We start from the raw sequence: 23365 nt of genomic DNA, 5'->3' as shown, positions 1-23365 counted from the left end.
CCACGCCGTCAGTCGGGACCGACCGGTCCGGCGCGGGCGACGAGCACCGGCGCCGGCGCCGATCCGAGCAGCCGTTCCGTCGTGCTACCGACGAGCAACCGGGAGAGCCCGCTCCGGCCGGCCGTGGCGACCGCCAACAGGTCCGCGTCCACCCGCGCGGCGTAGTCCGTCACGACCGCCGCCGGCTCGCCGGTCTCGACGACCGTCCGGGCGTCGAAGTCGCGCTTGCGCGCCCGGGTCGTCACCCGTTCCGTCGCCGCCTCGGCGGACTGCTCCCGGTAGTCGACGGAGCGACTGCCCGCCAGGCCGGTGAACGTCGGGTTCGTCGCCGTGTCGACGACGCTGATCGCGTGGATCGTCGCGTCGTGTTCACACGCCAACTCGAACGCCGTCGGCAACACCGTGTCCACCCGGCCGGTGCCGTCCGTCGCCACGACCACGTCTCGGTACCCCCGCCGTGGCGGCTCCGCGTGACTCGCGCGAGCGACGAGCACCGGTGCTACTCCCGCTCGAATCACGCGCGCCGCGACGCTCCCGACGAGGTACCGCGACACGCCGGACCGGCCGTGTGTGCCGACGGCGATCAGCCCCGCGCCCCGGCGGTCGGCGCGTGCCGCGATCACCTGTCCGGGGTCGCCGCGGGCCAACACCGTCTCCACCCGGTCGTCGTCGGGTGCCGTCGCCAACGCCTCGTTGGCGGCCGTCTCGGCGGCCGCGGCGGCGACCGCCGCGCCGCCGTTCGCCGGCAGCGCCGCTGTCGCGCGCCGGTCGGCGACGCTCACGACCGGCACGTCGGCGTCGAACCGACGGCCGGCTACGACCGCGTGGGCGGCGGCGACGCGAGCGTGGTCGCTCCCGTCCGTCGCCGCCAGAACGGCGTCGTACACGCTCGTACGTCCCTGGCCGAGACGTATGAAGCTGACCGTCGTTCCAGTCGGTGAGGAGAGACCCGGAGAGTCGTGTCTCCGAGGCCCACGGCGCCGTGAGAGTTACCCCGTCGGCCCGCCACCCTCCGGCGTGACACCCATCGGTGACCGACTGTTCGTCGGCGACGCGCGCGACGCCGCCCGCGGCGACGCACTGCCCGCGGTCGGCGTTGAGGCGGTGGTGCGGCTCACCCACTCCCCCCCGGAGACGCCGTACCCCGAGTCGCTGGCCGTCGACGCCGTCCCGCTGATCGACGGCCCACGGAACGACCCCGCGGCGACGCGCCGGGCGATCTCCCGGCTCCGGGCCCGAGTCGAATCCGGCGAGACGACGCTCGTCCACTGTTCCGCCGGCGCCTCCCGTAGCGTCGCCGTCGCCGCCGGCGCGCTCGCGCTCGTCCGCGGCGTCGCGTTCGACGACGCGCTCGCGACCGTCCGGGAGCAACACGGTCCCAGCCAGCCACACCCCGCGGTCGTCGAGAACGCTCGGGCAGCCGTCGCCGACCTCGCGGACGACGCCGCGTGAACAGCCGCGGCCTCACACGCGCCGACTCGGCGTCCGTCGGCTCACACCCGCCGAGCGGCCGCGACCGCCTGCCCGACCGCGAGTCCGCCGTCACCCGGTGGGACGGCCTCGTGGCCGAGGAAGGTCACTCCGGCGTCCTCGACGGCCCGCCGCACCCGGCGGGAGACGGCGGCGTTGTGTGCGACGCCGCCGGTCAGCCCGACGGCCTCGCGGCCGCGCTCGCGGGCGGTCTCGACGGCAACCTCGGCGAGCCCGTCCGCCAACAACGCCTGTCCCGTCGCGGCCACGTCCGCCGTCGGGTACTGGTCCCGGAGCTCGTCCAGCCGGGCCAACGCCTCGTCGGCGACGAACGTCGGCTCGCCGCTCCAGTCCACCGGCGGCGCGACGGGAACGGGGCTGCCGTCGCTCGCGGCCGTCTCCAGCCGGATCGCCGGCTCGCCGCGGAACCGTCGCTCCGTACACACGTCCAGGAGTGCGGCGACGGCGTCCAGGAACCGCCCGGCGCTGGTCGTCTCCGGGCTGGCGACGCCGGCGTCGGCCTGCCGGCGGACGGTCGCGGCCGTCTCCCGGTCCGGAGCGGCGTCGCGGCCGACGAGCAGCCGGTCGATTCGGTCGGGGTCCGCCAGCAACGACGCCAACAGCCGCCCGGGTCGTTCGGCCGCCCGGTCGCCGCCCGGCAGCCGGAACTCCGACAGCCCGCCGACCCGGTCGCTCTCGGCGAGCGTCGCGTCCAACACCTCCCCGCCGCGGGCGACGCCGTCCGGCCCGTGACCGACGCCGTCTGCCGCGATCACGACCGCCCGCTCGCGGCCGTGGTCCGCCAGCAGCGACGCCGCGTGAGCGTGGTGGTGCCAGACCCCGACCGTCTCCGCGCCCGCCTCTGCGGCGTACGCCGCGGCGAGGTCGCGCGTCCGGAACTCCGGGTGGAGATCGTGACCGACCACGTCCGGCTCGGCGTCCAACAGCTCCCGGACGGTCGCGGCGGCCGCGCGGTGGGCCCCCTCCGTCGCCGGATCCGTCACTCTCCCGACGTGTTGACTCGCCAGCAGTCGGTCGTCGGCGGCCGCGGCGGCCGTCGTGTCCGACCGCGCACCGACCCCGAGCGCGGTCGTGTCGCCGGCGTCGCCCGGCCGAGGGATGGGGTCGGGCACCCACCCGCGGGAGCGCCGGAGGAACTGTCGACGGCCGTCGACGACCCGGACGACGCTGTCGTCGGCGCGGTTGACGATCTCGCGGTCGTGTGTCAGGAGCGCGTCCGGGGCCGACAGCCCACGGAGCCGCTCCGTCTCGGTACACGTCGGCTCTCCCGGCCGGTTCGCGCTCGTGACGACCAACGGCGCCGACACCCGGTCGAACAGGAGGTGGTGGAGCCCGCTGTACGGCAGCATCACGCCGACCGTGTCTAGCCCGGGAGCGACCGACTCCAGCCAGGACCGCTCCAGTCGGTCGACGACGACGACGGGGCGCCGGCGGTCGGTCAGCGTCTCCCGTTCCTCCGCGGAGACGGCCGCGAACGACTCGACGGCGTCGACAGTCGGCGCCATCACCGCGAACGGCTTCCTCGCCCGTCCCGTCCGTTCGCGCAGCCGGTCGACCACCGTCGGCTCCGTCGCGGTACAGACGAGGTGACTGCCGCCGGCGCCTTCGACGCCGACGACCGCGCCGCGGCGCAGTCGGTCGGCGACGGCGTCGACCGCGGCCGTCCCCGTCGCCGTCGCGCCGTCGTCACCCGGCTCGAACGACACGCGCGGGCCACAGTCCGGACACGCCACCGTCTGGGCGTGGAACCGCCGGTCCGTCCGCGTCTCGTAGCGCTCCCGACAGCCCTCACACGGCGGGAACGCCGCGAGCGCCGTCCGGTCGCGGTCGTACGGCAGCCCCGCGGTCACGGTGAACCGCGGGCCGCAGTTCACACACCCCGTCGCCCAGTAGTCGTGGAACTGAGAGCCGGGGTCCCGGAGGTCCGCCAGACAGTCAGGACAGATTGCCGTGTCCGGCGGGACGAGCGTCGTCCGTTCCTCGTCGCCGGTGGAGTCGACGATCTCGAAGTCGGTCGCCCCGGTCACCGTCGCCGTCGCCGTCTCCACCGCCTCTACGCTCGCCAACGGCGGCGGGTCCGACCGCACGGTCTCGACCGCGTCGCCGACGGCTCCGGGAGCGCCCTCGAACCGGATCTGGACGCCACGGTCCGTGTTGCGGACGACGCCCGCGAGGTCGTGAGCCGCCGCCGTCCGAGCCACGAACGGCCGGAAGCCGACACCTTGGACCGTCCCCGTCACCCGGACCGTCACCGCCTCCCGGGCGTCCGTCTCGCCGGTCGCCACCTACCGCTCACCCCCGTCCGTCGCGTGGTCCGCCCGTCTCACCTCCGGGCCGTCGTCGGGCGTCTCGTCACTGTGGTCGGGCGCCCCACCGTCGTCGTGGTGGGTGTGGCCGTCGGCGTGCGCGTGGTCACTGTCGTCGGTGTGTGCGTGCCCACCGTCGTCGTAGTCGGCGGCCCGGAACCCTCCCAGGCTGTCGACGAGGTCCCCGAGGCCGGCTTCGGTCTCTACACTCGTCTCCACGACCGGCGCGTCCGGGGCGATTCGGCGGGCGTCCGCGACCATCCGGTCCGTGTCGGCGCCGACCGCCTCCGCGAGGTCCGTCTTGTTGATGGCGACGGCGTCGGCGACCTGGAACAGGTGGGGGTGTTTCCGGACCACGTCCGTCCCCTCCGTGGGCGAGACGACGGCGAGCCGCACGGCCGTCCCGAGCGGGAAGTCCGCCGGACAGACGACGTTGCCGACGTTCTCGACGTACAGGGCGTCCAGGGCGTCCAGTTCGAGGCGCTCGTCGTCCAACGCGTCCGCGACGCGCCGTGGGTCCAGGTGACAGTCCTTCCCCGTGGTGACGTTCACGACCGGGACACCGTGGCGGCGCAGTCGCTCGGCGTCGTCCTCGCCGGACACGTCGCCGGTGACGACCCCGACGCGGTCGCCGTCGTGGGCGTGCTCCAACAGCCACTCGATCAGCGCCGTCTTGCCGCTGCCGGTCGCACCCAGCAGTTCGACGGCGAACACGTCCGCGTCGTGGGCGAGCCGTTCGTGGTTCTCCCGGGCCCGGTCCCGGACGGCCGCCAACACGTCCGCCTCCGTGTCCGTCGCCTCCCCGTCGGTGTCGTCGCCGTGGCCGAACCGGTGAGCCGACGACGGTCCCGGTGCGGGCGCGCCGACGAGGCTGTCGGCGACCCTGCCGTCGATCACCTCGGCGACCCGGGAGACCCCGCCGTCGACCCCGTCGGTGACTCGGGCGAGCAGCCGCCGTGCTCGGTCGGCGACGGCCCCCGCCAGCGACCCCGGCGTGGCGTGTTTCGGACTGTGCGTCGGTCTGTGCGTGGAACTGTACACGGGCCTGTGCGTCGGTGTTCCGATCGAGGTGTGTGTCTCGTACATGGTCAGTCGGTGTCGTTCGGTGAGCCGTCGTCCGGGACAGTGATCCGCTCCAGTCGACACTCCCGGCCGGCGGTCACGGTCACGGTGCCGTCACACGCCGGACACCGGCGCTCCGGCGCGGCCGCGACCGTCTCCGGGAGTCGGTCCAGTTCGCCCCGCCAGCCGCAGTCGCACGTCCCACGGGCCCGCACTCGTTCGAACGACACTGTCGCGTCCGCGAGCAGGTCGTCCGTCACCGCCTCCAGACAGAAGCGGAGCTGTGTGGGCGCGAGGTGGGTGGCCTCGCCGACCGCGACCGTCAGCCCGGTGACGCGGTCGGCGCCGGCGTCGTCCGCGGCCTCGCGGGCGCGGGCGACCAGCCGTTCGGCGACGGCGAGTTCGTGCATCAGCAGATCCGCGGGACTCGCTCCCCGGTCGGCACGGAGAGGTACCGTCGGCCGATTCCGGTGTCCAACACCACGTCGCCGGGGTGGTCGTCGACGACCCGGCCGATCACGGCCGCACCCTCGCCGCCGGGGGTGTCGCGGAGCCGGTCGACGACCGTCTCGGCGTCGTCGGCGTCGACCCCGACGACGAGCCGCCCCTCGCAGGCGACCGTCAGCGGGTCGACCCCCAGCACCTCCGCGGCGCCGCGGGTGTCGTCCGCGACCGGAGTCTCTTCGTCCAACACGACGCCGGCGTCGCTCGCGGCCGCCAGTTCGTTGACGGCGTTCGCCAGCCCGCCACGGGTGGGGTCGGTCGCGGCCGTGATCTCCCCGGCCTCGCGGGCGGCCCGCAGCAGTCCCGCCGTCGGCGCGGCGTCGCTCTCGGGGGCTGTCTCGAAGTCGAACCCCTCGCGGGCGGCGAGTAAGGCGACACCGTGGTCGCCGACCGGCCCGGTGACCACGAGCCGGTCGCCCGGCGACAGCCCGCTCGCGGGCAGCGTGTCCGCCGGGTCCACCCGGGCGACGCCGGTGGTCGTCACGACCAGGCCGTCGAGTTCGTCCGCGCCGACGACCTTGGTGTCGCCCGTCCGGAGCGTGCAGCCGGCCGTCTCACACACCGCCGCCATCGACGCCGTCACCGTCTCGACGGTGTCGACGGGCGTGCCGGCCGGGATCACGAGCGCGCTCGACAGCGTCACGCCGTCCGTCGCCCCCATCGCGGCGAGGTCGTTGACCGTGCCGGCGGCCGCGAGTCGCCCCACGTCCCCGCCCGGGAAGACCGGCGGCTGGACGACGTGGCTGTCCGTGCTCACGACCGTCGCGGTCGCCGTCTCGTCGCCGGTCGTGGCGTCCGGGACGACCGCGCCGTCGTCGCGGGCCGCCAGCCCGACGGCGCCGGCAGGGAGGGCGCCGCCGGCGCCGCCAGCGTCGCCGTCGCCGGCGTCTCCCCCCTCGCCACCGCCGAACCGGTCGCCCAGGAGTCGGTCGACGAGATCGGCCGTCGCCTCCGTGCCGGCGCCGTGGGCGGCCGTGACGACCTCCTCGCTCACGGCCGCTCACCCCCGTACTCGTGTTGGATGCGACACGGCCCCTCCTCGCCGACCATACACGCCCCGACGGGGTCGTCGGGGGTACACCCCTGGCCGAACAACGGACAGTCCCGGGGGCTCGCCCGCCCGGCCATGATCTCTCCGCAGCGACAGGCGTTCGCCCGGCCGTCCGGCGCCGGCGTCTCCGGGTCGAACCGCTCGCGGGCGTCGTGGGCGGCGTACGCCGGCGCGATCTCGAAGCTGGCGTCCGGCACGCGTGCGACGCCGCGCCACTCCCCGGGCACCCGGACGAACGCCTCCGACAGCGCGGCCCGTGCCGCCGGGTTGCCGTCGTCGGCGACACACCGCGGGTAGGCGTTCGTCACGGTCGGCGTCCCGTCGGCGACGTCCTCCAACAGGAACACGAGCGCGGCCAACAGGTCCAACGGCTCGAACCCGGCGACGACGACCGGGAGGCCGTGACGCTCCACGACACCCTCGAACGGCTCGACTCCGGTGATCGTCGCGGCGTGACCGGCCGCCAGGAACCCGTCGATCCGAGTCTCCGGGTGGCCCGCCACCACGTCCATGGCCGGCGGGACGTACTTGTGGGCAGACAGGACGGAGAAGTTCTCCGGCGGGTCCGCCCGGAGCACGGTCGCGGTCGGCGCCGCGGTGGTCTCGAACCCGGTGGCGAAGAACACCACCTCCGCGTCCGTCTCGTGGGCGATCTCGACGGCCTCGTCGGCGCCGTACACCGTCCGCACGTCTGCTCCGGCCGCGCGGGCGTCTGCCAGGCTCCGTTCCGTCCCGGGCACCCGAACCATGTCGCCGTAGGTGGCGACCGTGTGGCCCGCCTCCGCGAGCGCGACCGCCTCGTCCACCTCCGGCCGGTCGGTGACACAGACGGGACAGCCCGGTCCCATCGCCACCCGGAGCCCGTCGGGCAGCACCGACCGGAGCCCGAACTCCGCGATGGCCTCCTCGTGGGAGCCACAGACGTGCATCACCCGGGTGTCGCCGTCGATCCGGTCCACGAGCGTCGACAGCCGCGCCCGGAGCTCGCGGGCTCGCTCCGGGTCGCGGAACTCCAGGGTCGTCACGACACACCACCGGCGCCCGCCGCGGCCGCCTCCGCGTACAGCTCGCGGGTGCGTTCCACCTGTGCCTCCGGGATGCGCCGGATTGCGAATCCCGCGTGGACCAGGACGTAGTCGCCCGCCTCTACGTCGTCGCCGACCACGTCCACGCGAACCCACTTCTCGGCGCCGTCGAACGACAGCAACGCCTCCTGGCCGTCCACCTCCTGCACCTCGCCCGGGACGCCCAGACACATCAGTCGTCACCTCCGTCACCGCCTTCGCTCTCCTCTCCGCCCCCGAGCGCCCAGGGGTCGTCCGAGAGGAGACGGTCCGGGCGCGCCCGCCCACGGACGCTGTGGCCCCGTTCCTCGTGGTTCGACACCGCACCCGCGTCGATCCGTTCCTCACAGTCCTGACAGTACCAGGTCGTGTCCACGGTCGTGTCACCGCCGTCGTGTGGCGTCGTCTCGACCAGCTCCGCGCGGGCGAGTGTCGCCACTGCCGGCACCGCCCGCCGGACCGGGTCGCTCAGTCCGATTCGCGTCTCCAGACTCTCCGGGACCACCCCCAGCAACACGAGCCGATCGGGGAGGTCGTACACGTCGTCGCCGGCCGCCAGCGCGTCCGCGAACGTCACGTCGTGGAGCGCCACCCGCGGGACGGCGTCGTCGCCGGCGTCCAGCCGGTAGCGGTGGATCGTCCCCGGGAGCCCGTCGCCGTCGACGGCGTCGACGACGACCGCGTGGTCGCGCCCGTCTGCCGCCTCCAGGGCGAAGAAGGCGGTCGTGGACGCGAACGTCGCCGGCACGCCCTCCGTCGCCCGGACGACCGCTCGGCCGACGCCGTCGTCACCCCGCGTCGGGTTGCCGACACCGACGACGACGCCGTTCGCGGCCGCCAGTTCCCCGTCTACAGTCGTCGCCGCCGTGTCCCCGTCGACGACGGTCACCCGCGGTCACCCCCGGCGCCGGGCGCGTGCGGCTGGATCTGTGTCTCGAACCGTTCTTCGGGGCTCTCGACGTGGACGGCACAGCCCAGACACGGGTCGAACGACCGAATCGTCCGCATCACCTCCGTCGGCTCCGACACGTCCGAGACGGGTGTCCCCTCGACGGCCGCCTCGAACACCCCTGGAGTGCCGTCTCCGTCCCGCGGGCCGAGGTTCCAGGTCGTCGGCGTGACGATCTGGTAGGCGTCGACCGCTCCGTCGTCGACACTGACCCAGTGGGACAGCGCCCCCCGAGAGGCACCCCACAGCCCGACGCCGTTGCCGCTGAACTCGTCGGTCCACGCCGCCCGGACGGGCGCGTCCGGATCCACCGCCTCCAGCCACTCGCGGAGGTAGTCTCGGACGAGCAGTGTCTCCTGCACCCGGGCGGCCAGCCGGTCGAACGTGGACGACCCCGTCTCGTCGTTGCCGAGCCGCTCGCGCAGGCCGTGTGGGTCTCGGTCGGCCGCGACGAGTCGTGCGAGCGGTCCTGTCTCCATCGTCTCGCCGTGGTAGCGGGGCGCCTTCCCCCAGGAGTAGGCGCCGTCCTCGTCCGGTTCGGGCGTCGGCGCCGGCGCCTCGTCCATCCGGCCGCCGGAGGCTGCCGTGTACCACGCGTGGCTCACGTCCTCCGTGATCCCCTCGATCAGCTCCGCCCGCGAGGGCCGCCGGCGGCCGTCCCCGTCGACGACCCCCCGCGGCAGGACGTGGTCGTCACCCCCGTCCGTGCCGTAGAACATCCCGTTGGCGTAGAACCGTCCGGGGCCGACCCCGAACCCGTCTGCACCCGCCTCGCTCGCGCCCACGAGCACGGAACAGAGGTCGTACAGTCCGGGGTGGTCCCCGACCGGGTCGCGGTCGCGGGCCCGCTCCAGCGTCGCCGGCAGCGCGTCCGTCGGGCCGAGCCACTCGTCTAACCCGGCGACGGTCTCCCGGAGTTCGCCGACCGTCTCCGGGTCCGGGTCCGCCGTCACGCCGCCGGGAACGTACGTCAGCGGGTGGGGGGCACGGCCGCCGAACTCCGTGAACGCCTGGAGCAACGACCGTTGGTGTTCCAGCGCCGTCCGGTAGCCGTCGCCGTCCGCGGGGTCGAGTCTGTCGAACCCGGTGTCTGCGACCGCGTCGGAGTAGTCCGGCCCCGCGAGCACGAACAGGTGGACGGCGTGGTTCCACAACAGGAACGTCGCCTCCATCACGTCGCGCAGGAGCCGGCCGTTCGGCGGCACGCCGTCGAACACCCCGGCCCGCTCGGCTGCCTCCTCCAAGGCGAGTGTCGCCGCCTGCCGGTGACAGGTGAAACAGACGCCACACACCATCTGTGTCACCTGCGGCACGTCCGACGGCGCCCGGCCGTGGGTGACGCTCTCGATCCCACGGAACATGTTCATCTCGCTTTCCGCACGGGCGACCTCGCCGTCCTCGACGTGCAGCGTGGTGGAGTGGTGGCCCTCGATCCGCGTCGTCGGGTCGATCTCGATCTCCGGCACGGTCACTCACCCCCTCCTCGTTCGTCCCTCCGGTCCGTCGCTCCGGTGGCCGCGCAGTCGCCACACGGTCCACCGTCGGTGACGGCCGGAGACCCGGCGGCGGAGGCGCTCTCGTCCCACTCCGTCGACACCGTGTGGCCGTCGTCGTCGCCGAAGAACCGACCGACGGCGCCCACGCCGGCCGCGACCGGCGCCAACGGGAGTGTGACGACGCTCGCCAGCCCAGCCGACAGCCACCCGACGGCGGCCATCTCCGTCGGGTCGTCGTCGGCGTTCACCTCGCCGACGGAGGGGGCGTCGGCGCCGGCACAGCCGTCGTCCTCGCCAGGCTCGTAGAAGGGGGTGAACCGGTCCCAGAACGCCGGCTCCACACAGCCGATGCACGGCGCCCCCACCCGGCGACAGATCGTCGTGCCGCCGTTGCGGAGCCGGACGGAGTCGTCACAGTAGCTGTACACGCCGGCACACCCCTGGTCGTACAGACAGCCGTCGTCGCCGGGGTACTGGGCGAAGTTGCCGGCCTCGTACTCCTCCCGGAGCGCACAGTCGTCGTGGACGAGCGGCCCGAAGATCGGCAACGGGCGGTTGTACTCGTCCAGTTCGGGATCGTGGCCCGCCAGCACCGTCGCCAGCGTCAACAGGACGTGCTCCGGGTGGGCGGGACAGCCGGGGACGTTCACGACCGGCAGCCCACGGCCCGTCTCGAACGCCGGGCCGAACACGCCGCCGGGCTCTCGGCCGTCGAACTGGAGCCCGCGCGCGCCGGTCGGGTCCGTGCCGACGCCGTCGTCGCTGTCGTGGCGACCCGCCGCCGGCAGCCCGCCGTAGGCCGCACAGGTGCCGACGGCGACGACGATGTCTGCCGCCTCCCCCAGCTCGACGACCCAGTCCAAGACTGGCTTGCGGTTGCCCCGTTCGTCGCGGCCGAGCGTCGCCGCCAACGGCGTCTCTACGGGCACCGACCCCTCGACGATCAACACGTCCGGCGGCTCCGCCAGCGCGTCCATCGCCTCCTCGCCCGCCGCTGCCATCAGCGTGGGGTGGAAGCTCGCCGCCTCGCGGAACTCACCGAGCACCCCCTCGATCCGGGGGAACTCGCTCTGGAGCGTAGAGACGGTGCAGCCCGAACAGCTCTGTGCCTGGAGCCACGCGACCGTCGCGTCGCCGTCGGGCACCCGCGACAGCGCGGCGCGGATCTCGTCTGCGGCCGTCTCCACGATCGTCCCCGCCTCGGCGTCTCGACAGCGTGCCAGGAAGTCCGTCTGTGGGGTCTCCTCGGTCCATCCGTCAGTGTGTGTGTCGACACTCATGTGTCGTCTCCGTCGGCGACACCAGAGGGCGTCGCCGAGGCTACTGTACGGGAGGAACCGAACGTGAATCAGCCCTCAGCCACGCTACGGTGGGACTTTATCAGTTGGACGGAGCGACGGGGGACGCGACGGGCGGGGTCGAGCGTCGCACGCGCGGTAGCGAACCAGTCGGCACACTCACGACGGACGGTGTCACGTGTGGTTCGGCTGGATCCCGTCTTCACCGACTCGGACGGCCTCTACCGCCAACAGCCGTTGGAGTGCCCGTCGGGTCTCCTCGTTGTCGTAGCCGCGAAGTGTCATCAGCTCCAGCACGCGATCCTGGTCTACCGGCGGGTCCACGCTGGCACCGCCACAGACGATTCGGTAGGCCGTCTCCTGTGCCGCCGCGGACGGGACGTAGTCGTAGACTTCGGCCATACTTCCCTCTCGGTAGGCAGGGGGTATAGTTATCCACCGATTTCACGGCGTTAGGCGGTAACTACCGACGGATACCGGTAGGTCGAGCGACGAGTATCGACGGGTCGAGCGACGGATACCGACGGCCGGAAGACGGTGTCGCGGCCCGACGGACGTTCAGCGCTCCGACGCTCCGGTCTCGGCGACGGGCTCGGCGTCGCTGTCCTCCAAGTGGCGGACGGTGAGGACCGGAACGGGACACGCCCGGACGACGCGTTCTGCGACGCTGCCGATCAGGAAACGGTTCTCCCCGTGGCGACCACGGGTGCCGACGGCGACCGTGTCGGCGTCGATCTCGCGGGCGTACTCGGCGATCTCGTCGGCCGGGCGTCCCTCGCGGACGACGCCGGTCACGTCACACCCCAACTCCGCCCCGCGCCGTTGGACGTCGACGATGGCGGCGCCGCCGCGCTCCTGGAGCGCGTTGCGCATCTGCTCGCGGACGCCCGCGGGCGAGGAGTCCACCTCGCTGCTGTCGACGACGTACAGCGCGTGGACCGCGGCGTCGAACGCCTCCGCGAGATCCAGCGCCACCGCGACCGCCCGTTGGACGCTGGCGGAGCCGTCCGTGGCGACGACGATGGTGTCGAACACGCGGGGGGGTTGTCCGGCAGTCGACATAAGCGACTGGGTCGCGGCGGGCCCGCGTCGTCGGCCGCGTGCCGTCGCCGCGTCGTCACCCCGCCGTCACAACGCCGTCGCCGCGAGGGGAAGGCCTATGGCCGAACCAGTCCACCCGGCGCGTATGGACGCCACGCTCGAACTGGATCGCGTGCTGGTCCCGGTCGACGGCAGCGAGGAGTCGCTGGAGGCGGTCGAGTACGCGGTCGCGCTCGCGGACCGGTACGGAGCGACCGTCCACGCCGTCTACGTCCTCGGCGAGGAGGTGGTGCGGGCCATCGAGACGGACGCCGTCGCCCGCGAGGACGTGGCCCAGGAGACGGAGGCGTTCACCGACACCGTCCGCGAGCAGTGTGCGGACGCCGGTGTCGACGTGTCGACGGCCATCGCGTACGGCTACTCCACGCGTCGGAAGACCACTCACCCCGGTAGCGCCATTCTCGACACCGCAGAGGAAGTCGAGGCCGACTTCCTGGTCGTCCCCCGCGAACCCGTCTCCGGCGAGCCGGGCGCGGTGTTGGAGAAAGCCGCGGAGTACGTCCTGTTGTACGCCAGCCAGCCGGTGTTGTCCGTGTAGCCGGCTACCGATCGGTCTCGACGCCGATCCCGGCGTCGAGTTGGGTGAACGCCTGCTTCGCCGTCAGCGTCTCTAGGGTGTCGTCCATCTCGTCGCGGATCTCCCCCATCCGGTCGACAATCTCGTCGTACTCGTCGGTGTCGTGTTCGTTGGCCGACTCCAAGGCCGCCTTCTTCGACGCCAGCGAGAAGAACCTCCGGCTGTGGCGGTCGTACGTCCGGCGTTCCAACAACACCTCGACTGTGGCGTGGACCTCCTGGCGCTCGACCGGCTTCGTGACGTAGTCGTCGAACTGCATCTCCGTGATGTTCGCGTCCGGCTCGACTGCGGTCAACATCGCCACCTGCGCGCCGATGTCCCGGCGACGGATCTCTGCCAACACCTCGTCGCCGCTCGTCTCCGGCATCCGACGGTCGAGCAGCGCCACGTCGATCCCCCCGTCCAGCGTCGCCAACGCCTCCGCGCCGCTCGTCGCCGTCACCACGTCGTACTCCGACTCCAGCCAGGCGGCGTAGAGTGTCGTCAGATCCGTCTCGTCGTCGACGATCAGCACCGTCGGCGACGACTCCGTGGGTGCCATCTGAACTCGTTCCGAGAGAGTGGCTTCACCCTCCTAAATCACGCGGTAGCACACGCCGAGGTCCCACGGTGACGAGCCACACTGTGTGTAGAAATCGGTCTATATGTGATAAAGTTACACGTTCGTGGGTAGAGAGTACACGCTGCAGTCACTCCGGCGGGTCGAGACGAGCGGCCATCTCCATCTCGAACGACTCGGCGCCGGCGGTCTCGAACCCCACCTTCTCGTACAGGCCCACCGCGGCGCGGTTCCACCGTTCGACGGACAGCCAGACGCGACGGACCCCTTCGTCGGCGCCGTGCCCGAGGAGGCTCTCGATCAGCCCGGTGCCGATTCCGGCGCCCTGGTACGGCTGGTCCACGAAGATCGCCAGCTCGTGAGCGTCGTCGTCCGGGACGAGCGTAGCGTGGCCAGCGACCGTGTCGTCGTCCCAGGCGATCACGTTGTGACAGCCCGGCCCGGTGACGGCGTCCAGCCAGTCTCTGATCCGGCGCTCTCCGCCTGGGGGGATCCCCTGTGCGCGGTCTGCGGCGTCGAACCCGTCGTACATCTCGACGAGTGCGTCCAGCTCCGCCTGCGAGCCGTCGAACACCCGGACCTGGATCGTCCGGTCCTCGCGGTCGGCGAACGACCGCGGCGGCGGGTCGTACGGCCCGGCGGCCGTGTCTGGGTAGGGTCTGCTCATGGTCACCGAACCAGGTGGACGGACACCGGAGCGTTCAGGAGGACGAACTCGGCGATGGAGCCGATGTTGATCTTCCCCATCGGACTCGTCTGGCCGCCGCCCAGCGCGATCTGGTCGAACCCCTCCGACTCCGCGATCTCCACGAGTCGGCTCCCGCCGTCCCCTTCCACGCGGCGCACCTCCGCCTCTACGGGCACCGTCGACAGCTCCTCACGGACGCGTCGTTCCACCTCGTCCGGGTCGATGTCGGACCGCGGATTCTCCACCACCGCGACCGTCAGTTCGTCGTCGGCCGCCAGCGCCCGCTCGACGGTCGCCTCCAGCGCCGTCAGCGAGTCGGAACTGCCGCCGACTCCCAGAAGTACTTTCACGTCTCCCGGTGCGACGCCGGGCGAGTAAAACGTGTCGTCGCCCCGCACGGCCGGCGGTGCGTCCGCTCACCCCGTCGGTTCCTCCGCTTCGCCCGTCACCGCCTCCGCCAGCCGGGGGAGGAACATCCCCACGTCCGTCACCATCCCGGTCGCCTGGGCGGAGCCGCGGTCGACGAGCTGTGTCACCGTCGCCGGGTCGATGTCGACACAGATCGTCGGGGTCTCCGACGGGAGACAGTTGCCGACCGCGACGGAGTGGAGCAGTGTCGCGAGCATCAACACGAGATCCGCGTCCTGAGCCTGTTCGCGGATCGCGTCCTGGGCCGCGACCGTGTCCGTGATCGTGTCCGGCAACGGGCCGTCGTCGCGGATCGACCCCGCGAGCACCCAGGGCACGTCGTTGTCCACGCACTCGTAGATCACGCCGGAGCCGACGACGCCCTGTTCGATCGCCTCGGGGATCGACCCCGCGCGGATGACCTCGCCGATGGTGCGGATGTGGTGTTTGTGGCCCGTCCGGGGGTGGTCCAGCGTCTCTACGTCCATCCCGAGCGAGGTGCCGTACAGGTCCCGTTCCAGGTCGTGGACGGCGAACCCGTTGCCGGCGGAGACGGCGGTGACGTACCCCTCGCGGACGAGTTCGGCGAGCGCCTCGCGGCCGCCGGCGTGGATCACGGCCGGGCCGGGGACGACCAACACGTCGCCGCCGTCGGCGCGCGTCTCGACGACCACCTCGGCGATCTCGCGGACGAGCGACTCCGAGGGGCGCTCGCTGGAGACGCCGCCCTGCATGAACCCGAACGGGCCCTCGGCGTCGCGAGGGCGCTCGGGAGGGTGAACCCGGACGCCGGCCTCGCCGACGACGACCAGATCACCCGCCTCCACCCCCGACAGCGGCTCCGTGTACGCTCGCGGACCCTCGTCCGTCGTGCCGTCACCGTCGTCCCCGGCCGCACCGCTCCCCTCGGGATCGACGACGACGGCACAGTCCATCTCCGTCCCCTCTACTTCGATCCACTCGCCGTCGTAGCGCACCTCCGTCCGGTGGTTCGTGGTGGAGTAGAACGACTGCGGGACGACGTGGTCGGCCGGCGCGGGCTCCGTCCGGGCGTCCACCGGGTCGGCGACGCTCGCGCCGTTCTGGTGGAGCTCGTGGAGGATCGACTGGAGCGTGTCCTCGTCGTCGGCCTCGACACGCATCCGACAGTAGCTGTGTTTGTCCTTCTGTGAGCCCACGTCGAACGTCTCGACGTGGAACTGGCCGCCCATGTCCATCACGACCCCGAACGCGCGCTGCATCATTCCGGAGTCGATGATGTGTCCCGTCAGTTCGACCGTCCGTTCCGGCATGCGTTCTCGGTGGCGGAGCGTGGGCTTGAGGGTTCGGATGCGCGCGACACTCGTCACCCCCGACTGCCCGCGAGTCTCGTCTCGCGGCGCGGGCGCGGTCGCGGAGTGGTGTGACTTGGTCGCGGAGCGGGACAGTCTCGAACTCGAGACGCGCGCGCCCAAAATCGGATTCTGGCGGTGCGGTGGTGGTAGAACGCTAGAGCCCAGACGCGAGCGAGGTGTGAAGACCAACTCTGCGATGCGGGAGCGGTGTGGGGGCGGTAGCGCACTACGATCCGGACGCGAACGGGAGTCGAAGGCCAATTTCGGCGGTGCGGAGGCGGTGCGGGAGCGGTGCGGAGGCAGTAGCGCACTACGATCCGGACGCGAGCGGGAGTCGAAGGCCAATTTCGGCGGTGCGGAGGCGGTGCGGGAGCGGTGCGGGAGCGGTGCGGGAGCGGTGCGGGAGCGGTGCGGAGGCAGTAGCGCACGACGATCCGGACGCGAACGAGGGAGCGAAGCGACCGAGTGAGCGCCTTTTTGATCGACATTTTTGCCGTGAGTGGTGCGCGCCGCAGGCGCGCACCCGAACGGCAAAAAGGTCGGTGTTTTACCAAAACTGCTGTGTCCGCGCGTACTCCCGTTCCTGCTCTAGGAGGTCGCGGTAGAACTCCGTCTCGTCCTCGCGGAGCTTGCCGATGACGCGGGCGGCGTTCGTCGGTCCGACACCGCGGGCGGCGAGTGCGATCACGGCGCGTCGACCGTGTTCCTGGACGAGGTTGGCGGCGCGGTGGGCGCGGCGGGTGCGCCGTTCCTGTTCGTCGTCTTTGTCGGTCGTGCGGACGGCTTCGACGGTCTCGTCGTCCCAGGGGTTGAGCGCGGCGATTCGAGTGGAGCCACAGTCCGGGCAGGTGGGCTCGTCGGAGACACTGCCGACGGTGCGTTCGCTGCGCCAGTCCTCACAGTGGACACACAGGAGGATCACGCGGTCCGAGAGGACGCGTTCTTTGATCGTCTCGACGACGGACGCGTCGGCGTTCTCCGGGACGAGCAGTTCGCGGCCGCTGGATCGGCCACCGGTTCCCAGCGGGGTGTGGTCGCGCGCGGCGACGACCTCGACTTCCCCCGACTGGATCTCCCCGAGCAGGTCGGCCGTGCGGTCGACCGCCAGCTCCGTGTGGAACACCTCGCGGACGGCCTCGTCGAACACGGGAGTGTCCTCCAGCGCGGACAACAGCCGGTCGCCACCGAAGCGACGGTCGGCGTCGTAGCGCTTGAGCGCGCCGAACTTCGCGGCGACGTGCGCGAGCGTGAACTTCAGCGTGTCCGAGTTCTTCAGGGCGAGCTCCAGCAACGCCTCGACGTGGTCCGGGTCGGTCTCCTCTAAGATTTCGATGACGGTGCCGGGGCTGGCGCGAGAGGGTACCTCCAACTCGATCCGGTAGGGGTCCGCCTCCATCCCGACCGAGGAGCCGGTACGTTGGCCGATCAGCGCGGACAGGAGGCGGCCGAGCGTCCGGTTCACCTCGTGACCGTGTGGGGAGTTGAGCGTGAGTTCGCGGCCGCGTCCCTCGACGACGAGCCGGTCGGCGGTGGGGACGGGGTGGTCCGTCTCGGCGTGACGCTGGATCTGTTCGAGCCCCGTCAGCGCCGTCTGTTCGTCGGTGGGGTACCGCGACGTGAACTCCCCGGCGACCGTCTCCGGGCGGGCGCCGCCGGCGAACTGCGGGGCGGCGACGGACCGCATCTCGCCAACCTCGCGGGCGACGCCCTGCGGGACGGGGATCTCCTGGCCGGTCCAGGATGGCACCTCGCCGGCGGGGTCCTCGATGGGGGCGACGTTGACGCGGGTCTCGTCGTCGTCCACGTCGTTGATCCGCCACATCTCGCCGCGTTGGATGAACGTCTCGCCCGGCTCGGCGAAGTTGACGACGAACCGCTCGTCTAAGGTGCCGATCTGGCGGCGCGAGGAGATGTCGTACACCTCGTACGTCTCCTCGTCGGGAATCATCGAGAGGTTGCGGTAGAAGTACTGCCAGGTGCCGCCGCTGGTCTCGATCCGGTCGCGTTCCTCGTCCAACCAGAGCACACGATTGCCGGCCAGCTCCCGGACCACCTCGCGGAACTGCTCGCTCGTCAGGTCGCGGAACGGGTACGCCCGTGTCAGGAGCTCGTACGCCTCGCGGGCGCCGACGCCGTCCTCGCGGTCCATCAGGACCCCGACGATCTGGTTGGCGACCACGTCGAGACTCGCGTGGTGGATGCCGGCTGTCTCCACCTCGCCGTCGACCGCCCGGCGGGCGATGGCCATCGCCTCCAGCGTGTCGTCCGGGTGCTCCGTCACGACGGTGCCACTGGACACCTCGTCACGACGGTGACCGGCGCGGCCGACCCGTTGGAGCAGTCGCGTCACCTCCCGCGGCGAGTTGTACTGGACGACGTGGTCGACACGCCCCACGTCGATGCCGAGCTCCATCGAGGAGGTGCAGACGAGGCCGTCGATCTCGCCGGCCTTGAACCGGTCTTCCACGTCGATCCGGGCCTCCTTCGACAGCGAGCCGTGGTGGACCTCGATCGGCTCGTCGAGCTTCTTGAACCGCGACCCCAGCGCCTCTGCCGTCTGGCGGGTGTTGACGAACACGAGCGTCGACTCGTGGTCGCGGACGAGATCGCGGATCGTCCGGACGTGACTGGCGATCTCCGCGTCGGTGGCGAGCTCGCCCGCCAGCCGTTCGTCGGCGTCCGTCGGCTCCGGCGACACCACCTCGAAGTCGACGGCGCTGCCGGCGTCGATCTCCACGATCTCACACCCACGGTCGCCGGTGAGGAACCGTCCCACTTCGCCGGGGTCGCCGACGGTCGCCGACAGTCCGATCCGTTGGTAGTCGTCGGCGAGGTGGCGGAGCCGTTCCATCGCGATCGTCAGCTGTGCGCCTCGCTTCGACGCGGCCAGTTCGTGAACCTCGTCGATCACGAGGTGGGCCACGTCCGAGAGCGCCGCCCGGAGCTTCGACCCCGTCAGCATCGCTTGGAGGGTCTCCGGCGTCGTGACGAGCACGTCCGGCGGGTCTTCGGCCTGGCGCTGCCGGCGGTAGTCCGTCGTGTCCCCGTGTCGCACCTGGACGTCGAGGTCCAACGTCTCGCCCCACCACTCCAGCCGTTCGCGCATGTCTCGGTTGAGCGCCCGGAGCGGCGTGACGTACAGCGCACCCATCCCCTCCGGCGGCGCGTCGGCGAGCGCCGAGAACACCGGCAGCATCGCGGTCTCCGTCTTCCCCGTCCCCGTCGGGGCGACGACGAGCCCGTGTGAGCCGTCGACGAGCCGCGGGATGGCACGCCGCTGTGGCTCCGTGGGCGTCGTGAACCCCCGGTCCGACAGCGCCGCCCGCACCGGCTCAGAGAGCGCGGCGAAGGCGTCGACACCCCCCGCGACGGCGCGTTCTGTCATCGACCGTGGTAGTGGCGCGCGGCTGTTAACGGTTTCACTCGAACCCGCCGAGCGTCGCCTGACTGCCCGTCTCCGCGTCCGTCTCGCCGTGTTCCTCGGCGATGGCCCGCGCCGCCGCTCGGCCGCCCGACAGCGACGCCCGGTCGGCGACCGTCTCGTCTGCCAGCGCCGCCGCCGCCTCCGGCTTCACCGCGTCGTACCGCTCCCAGAAGCGTTCCTTCGCGGCCTCGTACTCCACGACCGGCCGGGGGTAGTCCTCGCCGATCCGGACACCACACTCCGACTGGACGCTCACGGGTGTCTTCTCCGGCCGCGGGAGGTGTTCGTCCGGCAACGGCCGCAGCTCCGGCACCCACCGCCTGACGAACTCCCCGTCGGGGTCCTGGTCGCGCACCTGTTTGATCGGGTTGTACAGTCGCACCGTCGGCTTGCCGACGAGCCCGCACTGGTACTGCCACTGGGTGTAGTTGATCGCGGCGACGGAGTCGATCAGGTGTTCGTGGTAGTAGTCGGCGCCGATCCACCACGGCTGCTGCAACAGGTGGTAGTAGGCACTCACCCCGAGTGCCCGCATCCGGAAGTTGAGCCAGCCCGTCTCCCGGAGACACCGCAGACTCGCGTCCACCATCGGGAACCCCGTCTCGCCCGCCTTCCAGGCCGCGACGAGGTCGGGATCGTGTTCGTCGGCGTTGAACCCCCGTAACACCGGGTTGACCGCCTCGTCGACCCACCCCGGCCAGTCGGCCAGCTTCTGGCGGTAGTGGAGGTTCCAGAACAGCCGCGAGACGAACATCTCCCGGCCGCGACCGGCCGGGGTCTCCTGGATCACGGTCTGGTACACCTGCCGGACGGACAGACAGCCAAATCGGAGGTACGGCGACAGTCCGCTCGTGCCGTCGCGGGCGTCCGTCGGCGAGGAGATGTTGCTCGGGTACGAGCCGATCCGGCCGAGGAACTCCCGCAGTTGCTCGCGGGCGGCCGTCGTCCCGCCGGTCGGAACCTTCGTCTTCGTCGGCGAGAGGTCGTACCGCTCGGCGACCGACGCCGGCGTGACCTCGGTGTCGATCCGGCCCAGTCGAACGCTCGCCGGGTCCCAGTCGTACTGGTCGGCCGCCAGCCACGACTCCACCTCGTCGCTCCAGTCTTGCCGCGTCCGCTCGCGGTCCCGGACCAGTCCGTCGCCGGCGACGAACTCGACGCCCGCCTCCCGGGCGCGCTCGTCACGTTCCAGCCCGTACCGTCCGGTCGGACTCTCTGCCGCGAGCACGTCCCAGCCAGCCTCGCGGAACCGCTCGATCACCGCCACCGGGTCGCCGTGGGCGTACGTCAGCCCCGCGCCGCCCACGTCGTGGTACTGTTCGTCCAAGTCGCGTAGACATTCGTGGAGGAACTCGATCCGGGCGTCACACGCCATCCCCCGGTCGCCGTAGAAGGCGGGGTCGAACACGAACAGGGGGAGGAGTCGGTCGTCGTCGGCCGCGCGGGCGACGGCCGGCTGGTCCGCGATCCGGAGGTGTTCGCGGTGCCAGACGACCGTCCCCGGCTCGCCGTCGGTGACGGTGTGGATCTGTGAGGCCGTCGGGACGGTGTCGGGGTTCGTCACTCGGTCGCTGTTTGGGTCTGGAGATACCTAACACTGGCTCGAGACAGTTCGGCTCCTCTCGAAGCAGGTATGTTTATATCGGCTCGGGTAGCACAACAGAATTAGTATGTCAGAGGAACACGACGGCGAAGTCGTCGATGGCGACGAATCCGAACTGTCGATCAGCGTCAGCGTCGGCGAGGTGTCTGTCGAACTCAGCGGTCGAGCAGACGAGGTCGAGTTCTGGTACGATGTCCTACAGAACGAAGTTCTGGAACACCTCGACGAGGAGACGATTCGTGCGGCCGCGGAGTCACCCGGGCCGGCTGCAGCTCCGACAGTGTACAGCGACGGGGAGGCCGCCCAGGTGTCCGGCAACGAGGCCGAGAGTCTGACGGACTCCGACACTACGAGCGCCGACAACAGTGAAACAAACAGACGAACAGCCGACCGCACTCTCCCGGAGTACTACAAGATGACCGACAGCCCGACGAAGAAAGACCGGGCACTGCTCGTCGGGTGGTTCCTCACGCAGCAGGGTGACGGCGAGTTCACCAAGCCCGAACTTCAACAGGAAGCCAAGGACGCACGGATCGAACTCGGGTCGAACGTGTCACGCGACCTGCGCTATCAGGTCCGTGACGGACATATCAGCAAGATCGACGAGTCCGATGGGTCTCCAGTCTACCAAATGACACGCACTGGCGATGAGTACGTTGAGGAGGAACTCCTCGAAAACGACGAGTAGCCGCTACTCCTCTACTGCGCGCCGTTTCGCGTGAAACAGCACCTTTGCAATCCTCCTCGCCTTGCGTGAGTACTCCTCCATCTCTTCGCTGCTACGAGTAGTACTGATAGAGTGTGCGTCAGCGTTTGCTTCCTCTCTGAAGTCGTCGATCTCGCTGAGGAACTTACCTTGTGCCAGAGAGGTGTCGTAAGGGTTGAACGCTTGAGCGTTCTCGCCAAAGTTTTCGAGAATTACGGCGAACCCATTGAACCGACCACGATCCTCGTCGTAGAACTCGTCTAGAGAGTCACCGACACCGTAGTGACCTCGCATGATGTCGACGAGGAGATTCTCGAACAGCTTCCGGGTCAGGATCATCGTCGCACTGTAGAGCCCGCTCGCGTACGTCCGCTCTACACTCTCGACGAGATCCTCGTAGGACGGCTCTCGCGGCTCGACATCGCCGAGGAACGAGTCGTCCTCTTCGCTCGGCTGTTCGAGATCCTGTCTCGGGAGGTCGACACCACTGACCCCCGAGAGATCGACCGGACGGTAGATCCAGTCCCCGTCGGGCTTTTTGACGACTTCCTGATCGTGGAGGCTGCCGATGAAATTACGAACGGACGAACTCGAGATGTCGAGCCGACCGTACAGTTCAGAGTAACTGATCTCAGGGCTGTCTGCTGCGTCCGCTTCGTGTGCTAACCGGGAACCGATGAGGATGAGCAGCGCACGTTGCTTCCAGGTCAACTCGTCACCGTTGCCCACTCTGACCGACCCGTCCTGTCGTACATCGATCAGATCACTGACCCTCTCGAAGTTCTCTTCGAGCTGGGACCGGCTCTCCACCACCATCTCGTCTCGGATACGATCATCGAGGCTCATCGGTCATCTCCTCGGCGGCCTCGATTCCGCCTCTCGTGAGCCGTCTCAGCTTGGCCTGTGTCTCCTCGTCTTCGCCAGCCTCCAGCAGCCAGCCTTTCCGCCGACAACCCGCGAGCGTGTCACTGAGGTTCGCCGGCGTCTGCATCCGGGCCTCACTGTACCCATCCTCGATGTCGCCTGTCGTGAACGTCTCCTGTCCCTCGTACTGTTCGAGATAGTAGGCCAAGAGCAGCGCACGCTCGGGGTGTGACGACGGGTCGGCGTCGGCGACGAACGACGAGACGTCCGGCGCTGCTCCGACTGACTCCGGGTCTTCCTCGATCAGTGCCTCCAGGTGTTCGACGCGCTCCCGGAGGTCGTCGACCTCCGCCGCGAGATCGGTGACCGTCTGTTCTTCGCCTGACATCACGCATCACCTCTCAGGTACTCTCGCGCCTGCTCGACGTTCACCGACGGGATCATGTATCCCCCGTCGTCGGAGTTCCGTGCGATCCCATCGTCTGCCAGATCGCGGACGGTGGGGTAGACGGTCCCCTTCTTGACACCCGTCATCGAGGCGATTGCTCCCGGCTTGATCCACTCGTCTTCAACCATGTCCAAGCCGAACCGCGCGCGGTGTGCGAGCAGCGCGACGACAATCTTCTCTTTCGCGGTGAGGTCGTCGTACGCAGGCTTCGGGATCAACTCTCCGCTCTGCTCACCGATCTGCACGTAGTCGATCACGGTCTCGGTGAGGAGTTCCTCGTTGACTTCCTCTTCGTCCACGAGGAGATCCTCGAATTTCATCTCGTCCGTCACAGACGGCAGCTAGACCCACTATGACTTATGTCTTTTTCTACTTACTCTGACATCTAGCTGAAGATGGGATTTGAAGCCTTCAAAACGCCATCGAAGGCGG

General features: G+C 70.5%; 24 protein-coding genes. 3 read left to right on the top strand and 21 right to left on the bottom strand.

Annotation, left to right across the window (positions count from 1 at the left end):
- Positions 1-8: 8 nt before the first annotated feature.
- Positions 9-887, bottom strand: a complete 879-nt coding sequence (locus RYH79_RS08210; RefSeq protein WP_370898014.1) for a universal stress protein — start codon at positions 885-887, stop codon at positions 9-11.
- 130 nt (positions 888-1017) lie between these two features.
- On the opposite strand from RYH79_RS08210, the gene RYH79_RS08205 reads away from it, so the two are divergent.
- On the top strand, positions 1018-1452 hold the full coding sequence (locus RYH79_RS08205; RefSeq protein ID WP_370898012.1) for a protein-tyrosine phosphatase family protein: 435 nt from the start codon (positions 1018-1020) through the stop codon (positions 1450-1452).
- Positions 1453-1493: 41 nt separating this feature from the next.
- Here RYH79_RS08205 and hypF read toward each other — a convergent pair whose 3' ends face one another.
- From hypF to RYH79_RS08150, 11 genes are all read right to left on the bottom strand, one after another.
- Positions 1494-3776 (bottom strand): carbamoyltransferase HypF, encoded by a 2283-nt coding sequence (gene hypF / locus RYH79_RS08200; protein WP_370898010.1) that lies wholly within the window; start codon positions 3774-3776, stop codon positions 1494-1496.
- On the bottom strand, positions 3777-4838 hold the full coding sequence (gene hypB, locus RYH79_RS08195) for a hydrogenase nickel incorporation protein HypB (protein WP_370898008.1): 1062 nt from the start codon (positions 4836-4838) through the stop codon (positions 3777-3779).
- A gap of 47 nt (positions 4839-4885) precedes the next feature.
- Entirely contained in the window at positions 4886-5269 is a 384-nt protein-coding gene (locus tag RYH79_RS08190; protein ID WP_370898006.1) for a hydrogenase maturation nickel metallochaperone HypA/HybF, read from the bottom strand.
- Positions 5269-6357 (bottom strand): hydrogenase expression/formation protein HypE, encoded by a 1089-nt coding sequence (gene hypE / locus RYH79_RS08185; RefSeq protein WP_370898004.1) that lies wholly within the window; start codon positions 6355-6357, stop codon positions 5269-5271. Before hypE ends, RYH79_RS08190 begins: the two co-directional genes overlap by 1 nt.
- Positions 6354-7439 carry a hydrogenase formation protein HypD gene (gene hypD, locus RYH79_RS08180; RefSeq protein WP_370898002.1) on the bottom strand — a complete coding sequence of 362 codons (1086 nt, stop codon included), beginning with the start codon at positions 7437-7439 and terminating at the stop codon, positions 6354-6356. Before hypD ends, hypE begins: the two co-directional genes overlap by 4 nt.
- On the bottom strand, positions 7436-7672 hold the full coding sequence (locus tag RYH79_RS08175) for a HypC/HybG/HupF family hydrogenase formation chaperone (RefSeq protein WP_370898000.1): 237 nt from the start codon (positions 7670-7672) through the stop codon (positions 7436-7438). Before RYH79_RS08175 ends, hypD begins: the two co-directional genes overlap by 4 nt.
- Positions 7672-8367, bottom strand: coding sequence for a hydrogenase maturation protease (locus tag RYH79_RS08170; protein ID WP_370897998.1), 696 nt, complete (start codon positions 8365-8367; stop codon positions 7672-7674). Before RYH79_RS08170 ends, RYH79_RS08175 begins: the two co-directional genes overlap by 1 nt.
- Complete coding sequence (locus tag RYH79_RS08165) at positions 8364-9899, bottom strand: nickel-dependent hydrogenase large subunit (RefSeq protein WP_370897996.1); 1536 nt, start codon at positions 9897-9899, stop codon at positions 8364-8366. Before RYH79_RS08165 ends, RYH79_RS08170 begins: the two co-directional genes overlap by 4 nt.
- Positions 9896-11203: an NADH-quinone oxidoreductase subunit B family protein gene (locus RYH79_RS08160; protein ID WP_370897994.1), complete on the bottom strand. Its 1308-nt coding sequence runs from the start codon at positions 11201-11203 to the stop codon at positions 9896-9898. The genes RYH79_RS08165 and RYH79_RS08160 overlap by 4 nt, the downstream gene beginning before the upstream one ends.
- A 192-nt stretch (positions 11204-11395) precedes the next feature.
- Positions 11396-11623 (bottom strand): hypothetical protein, encoded by a 228-nt coding sequence (locus tag RYH79_RS08155; RefSeq protein WP_370897992.1) that lies wholly within the window; start codon positions 11621-11623, stop codon positions 11396-11398.
- Positions 11624-11779: 156 nt separating this feature from the next.
- Positions 11780-12256: a universal stress protein gene (locus tag RYH79_RS08150; protein ID WP_370897990.1), complete on the bottom strand. Its 477-nt coding sequence runs from the start codon at positions 12254-12256 to the stop codon at positions 11780-11782.
- Positions 12257-12407: 151 nt separating this feature from the next.
- On the opposite strand from RYH79_RS08150, the gene RYH79_RS08145 reads away from it, so the two are divergent.
- Positions 12408-12860: a universal stress protein gene (locus RYH79_RS08145; protein ID WP_370897988.1), complete on the top strand. Its 453-nt coding sequence runs from the start codon at positions 12408-12410 to the stop codon at positions 12858-12860.
- 4 nt (positions 12861-12864) lie between these two features.
- Here RYH79_RS08145 and RYH79_RS08140 read toward each other — a convergent pair whose 3' ends face one another.
- The 6 genes from RYH79_RS08140 to RYH79_RS08115 all read right to left on the bottom strand — a co-directional run bounded on the left by RYH79_RS08140 (position 12865) and on the right by RYH79_RS08115 (position 20876).
- On the bottom strand, positions 12865-13440 hold the full coding sequence (locus tag RYH79_RS08140) for a response regulator (RefSeq protein WP_370897986.1): 576 nt from the start codon (positions 13438-13440) through the stop codon (positions 12865-12867).
- A gap of 148 nt (positions 13441-13588) precedes the next feature.
- Entirely contained in the window at positions 13589-14125 is a 537-nt protein-coding gene (locus tag RYH79_RS08135) for a GNAT family N-acetyltransferase (protein WP_370897984.1), read from the bottom strand.
- Positions 14126-14127: 2 nt separating this feature from the next.
- Positions 14128-14496 carry a universal stress protein gene (locus tag RYH79_RS08130; protein WP_370897982.1) on the bottom strand — a complete coding sequence of 123 codons (369 nt, stop codon included), beginning with the start codon at positions 14494-14496 and terminating at the stop codon, positions 14128-14130.
- Positions 14497-14562: 66 nt separating this feature from the next.
- Entirely contained in the window at positions 14563-15846 is a 1284-nt protein-coding gene (locus tag RYH79_RS08125) for an ornithine cyclodeaminase, nickel-pincer nucleotide-dependent (RefSeq protein WP_370897980.1), read from the bottom strand.
- 589 nt (positions 15847-16435) lie between these two features.
- On the bottom strand, positions 16436-19273 hold the full coding sequence (locus tag RYH79_RS08120) for a DEAD/DEAH box helicase (RefSeq protein ID WP_370897978.1): 2838 nt from the start codon (positions 19271-19273) through the stop codon (positions 16436-16438).
- Between the two features lie 34 nt (positions 19274-19307).
- A complete protein-coding gene (locus RYH79_RS08115; RefSeq protein WP_370897976.1) occupies positions 19308-20876 on the bottom strand; it encodes an FAD-binding domain-containing protein in 1569 nt (522 codons plus the stop codon).
- Between the two features lie 106 nt (positions 20877-20982).
- On the opposite strand from RYH79_RS08115, the gene RYH79_RS08110 reads away from it, so the two are divergent.
- A complete protein-coding gene (locus RYH79_RS08110; protein WP_370897974.1) occupies positions 20983-21603 on the top strand; it encodes a hypothetical protein in 621 nt (206 codons plus the stop codon).
- Between the two features lie 3 nt (positions 21604-21606).
- Here the strand turns inward: RYH79_RS08110 and RYH79_RS08105 are convergent, their stop codons facing one another.
- The 3 genes from RYH79_RS08105 to RYH79_RS08095 are packed head-to-tail and all read right to left on the bottom strand — an operon-like array spanning position 21607 to position 23265.
- On the bottom strand, positions 21607-22467 hold the full coding sequence (locus tag RYH79_RS08105) for a PH domain-containing protein (protein ID WP_370897972.1): 861 nt from the start codon (positions 22465-22467) through the stop codon (positions 21607-21609).
- Positions 22454-22873: a hypothetical protein gene (locus RYH79_RS08100; protein ID WP_370897970.1), complete on the bottom strand. Its 420-nt coding sequence runs from the start codon at positions 22871-22873 to the stop codon at positions 22454-22456. The genes RYH79_RS08105 and RYH79_RS08100 overlap by 14 nt, the downstream gene beginning before the upstream one ends.
- A complete protein-coding gene (locus RYH79_RS08095; RefSeq protein WP_370897968.1) occupies positions 22873-23265 on the bottom strand; it encodes a hypothetical protein in 393 nt (130 codons plus the stop codon). The genes RYH79_RS08100 and RYH79_RS08095 overlap by 1 nt, the downstream gene beginning before the upstream one ends.
- Positions 23266-23365: the final 100 nt, after the last annotated feature.

It is taken from the genome of Halobaculum sp. MBLA0143, from assembly GCF_041361465.1.
In the GTDB taxonomy this organism is placed as follows: domain Archaea; phylum Halobacteriota; class Halobacteria; order Halobacteriales; family Haloferacaceae; genus JAHENP01.
The sequence above is the reverse complement of the archived record's forward strand: the minus strand, read 5'-3'. Positions and strand labels throughout refer to the sequence as shown.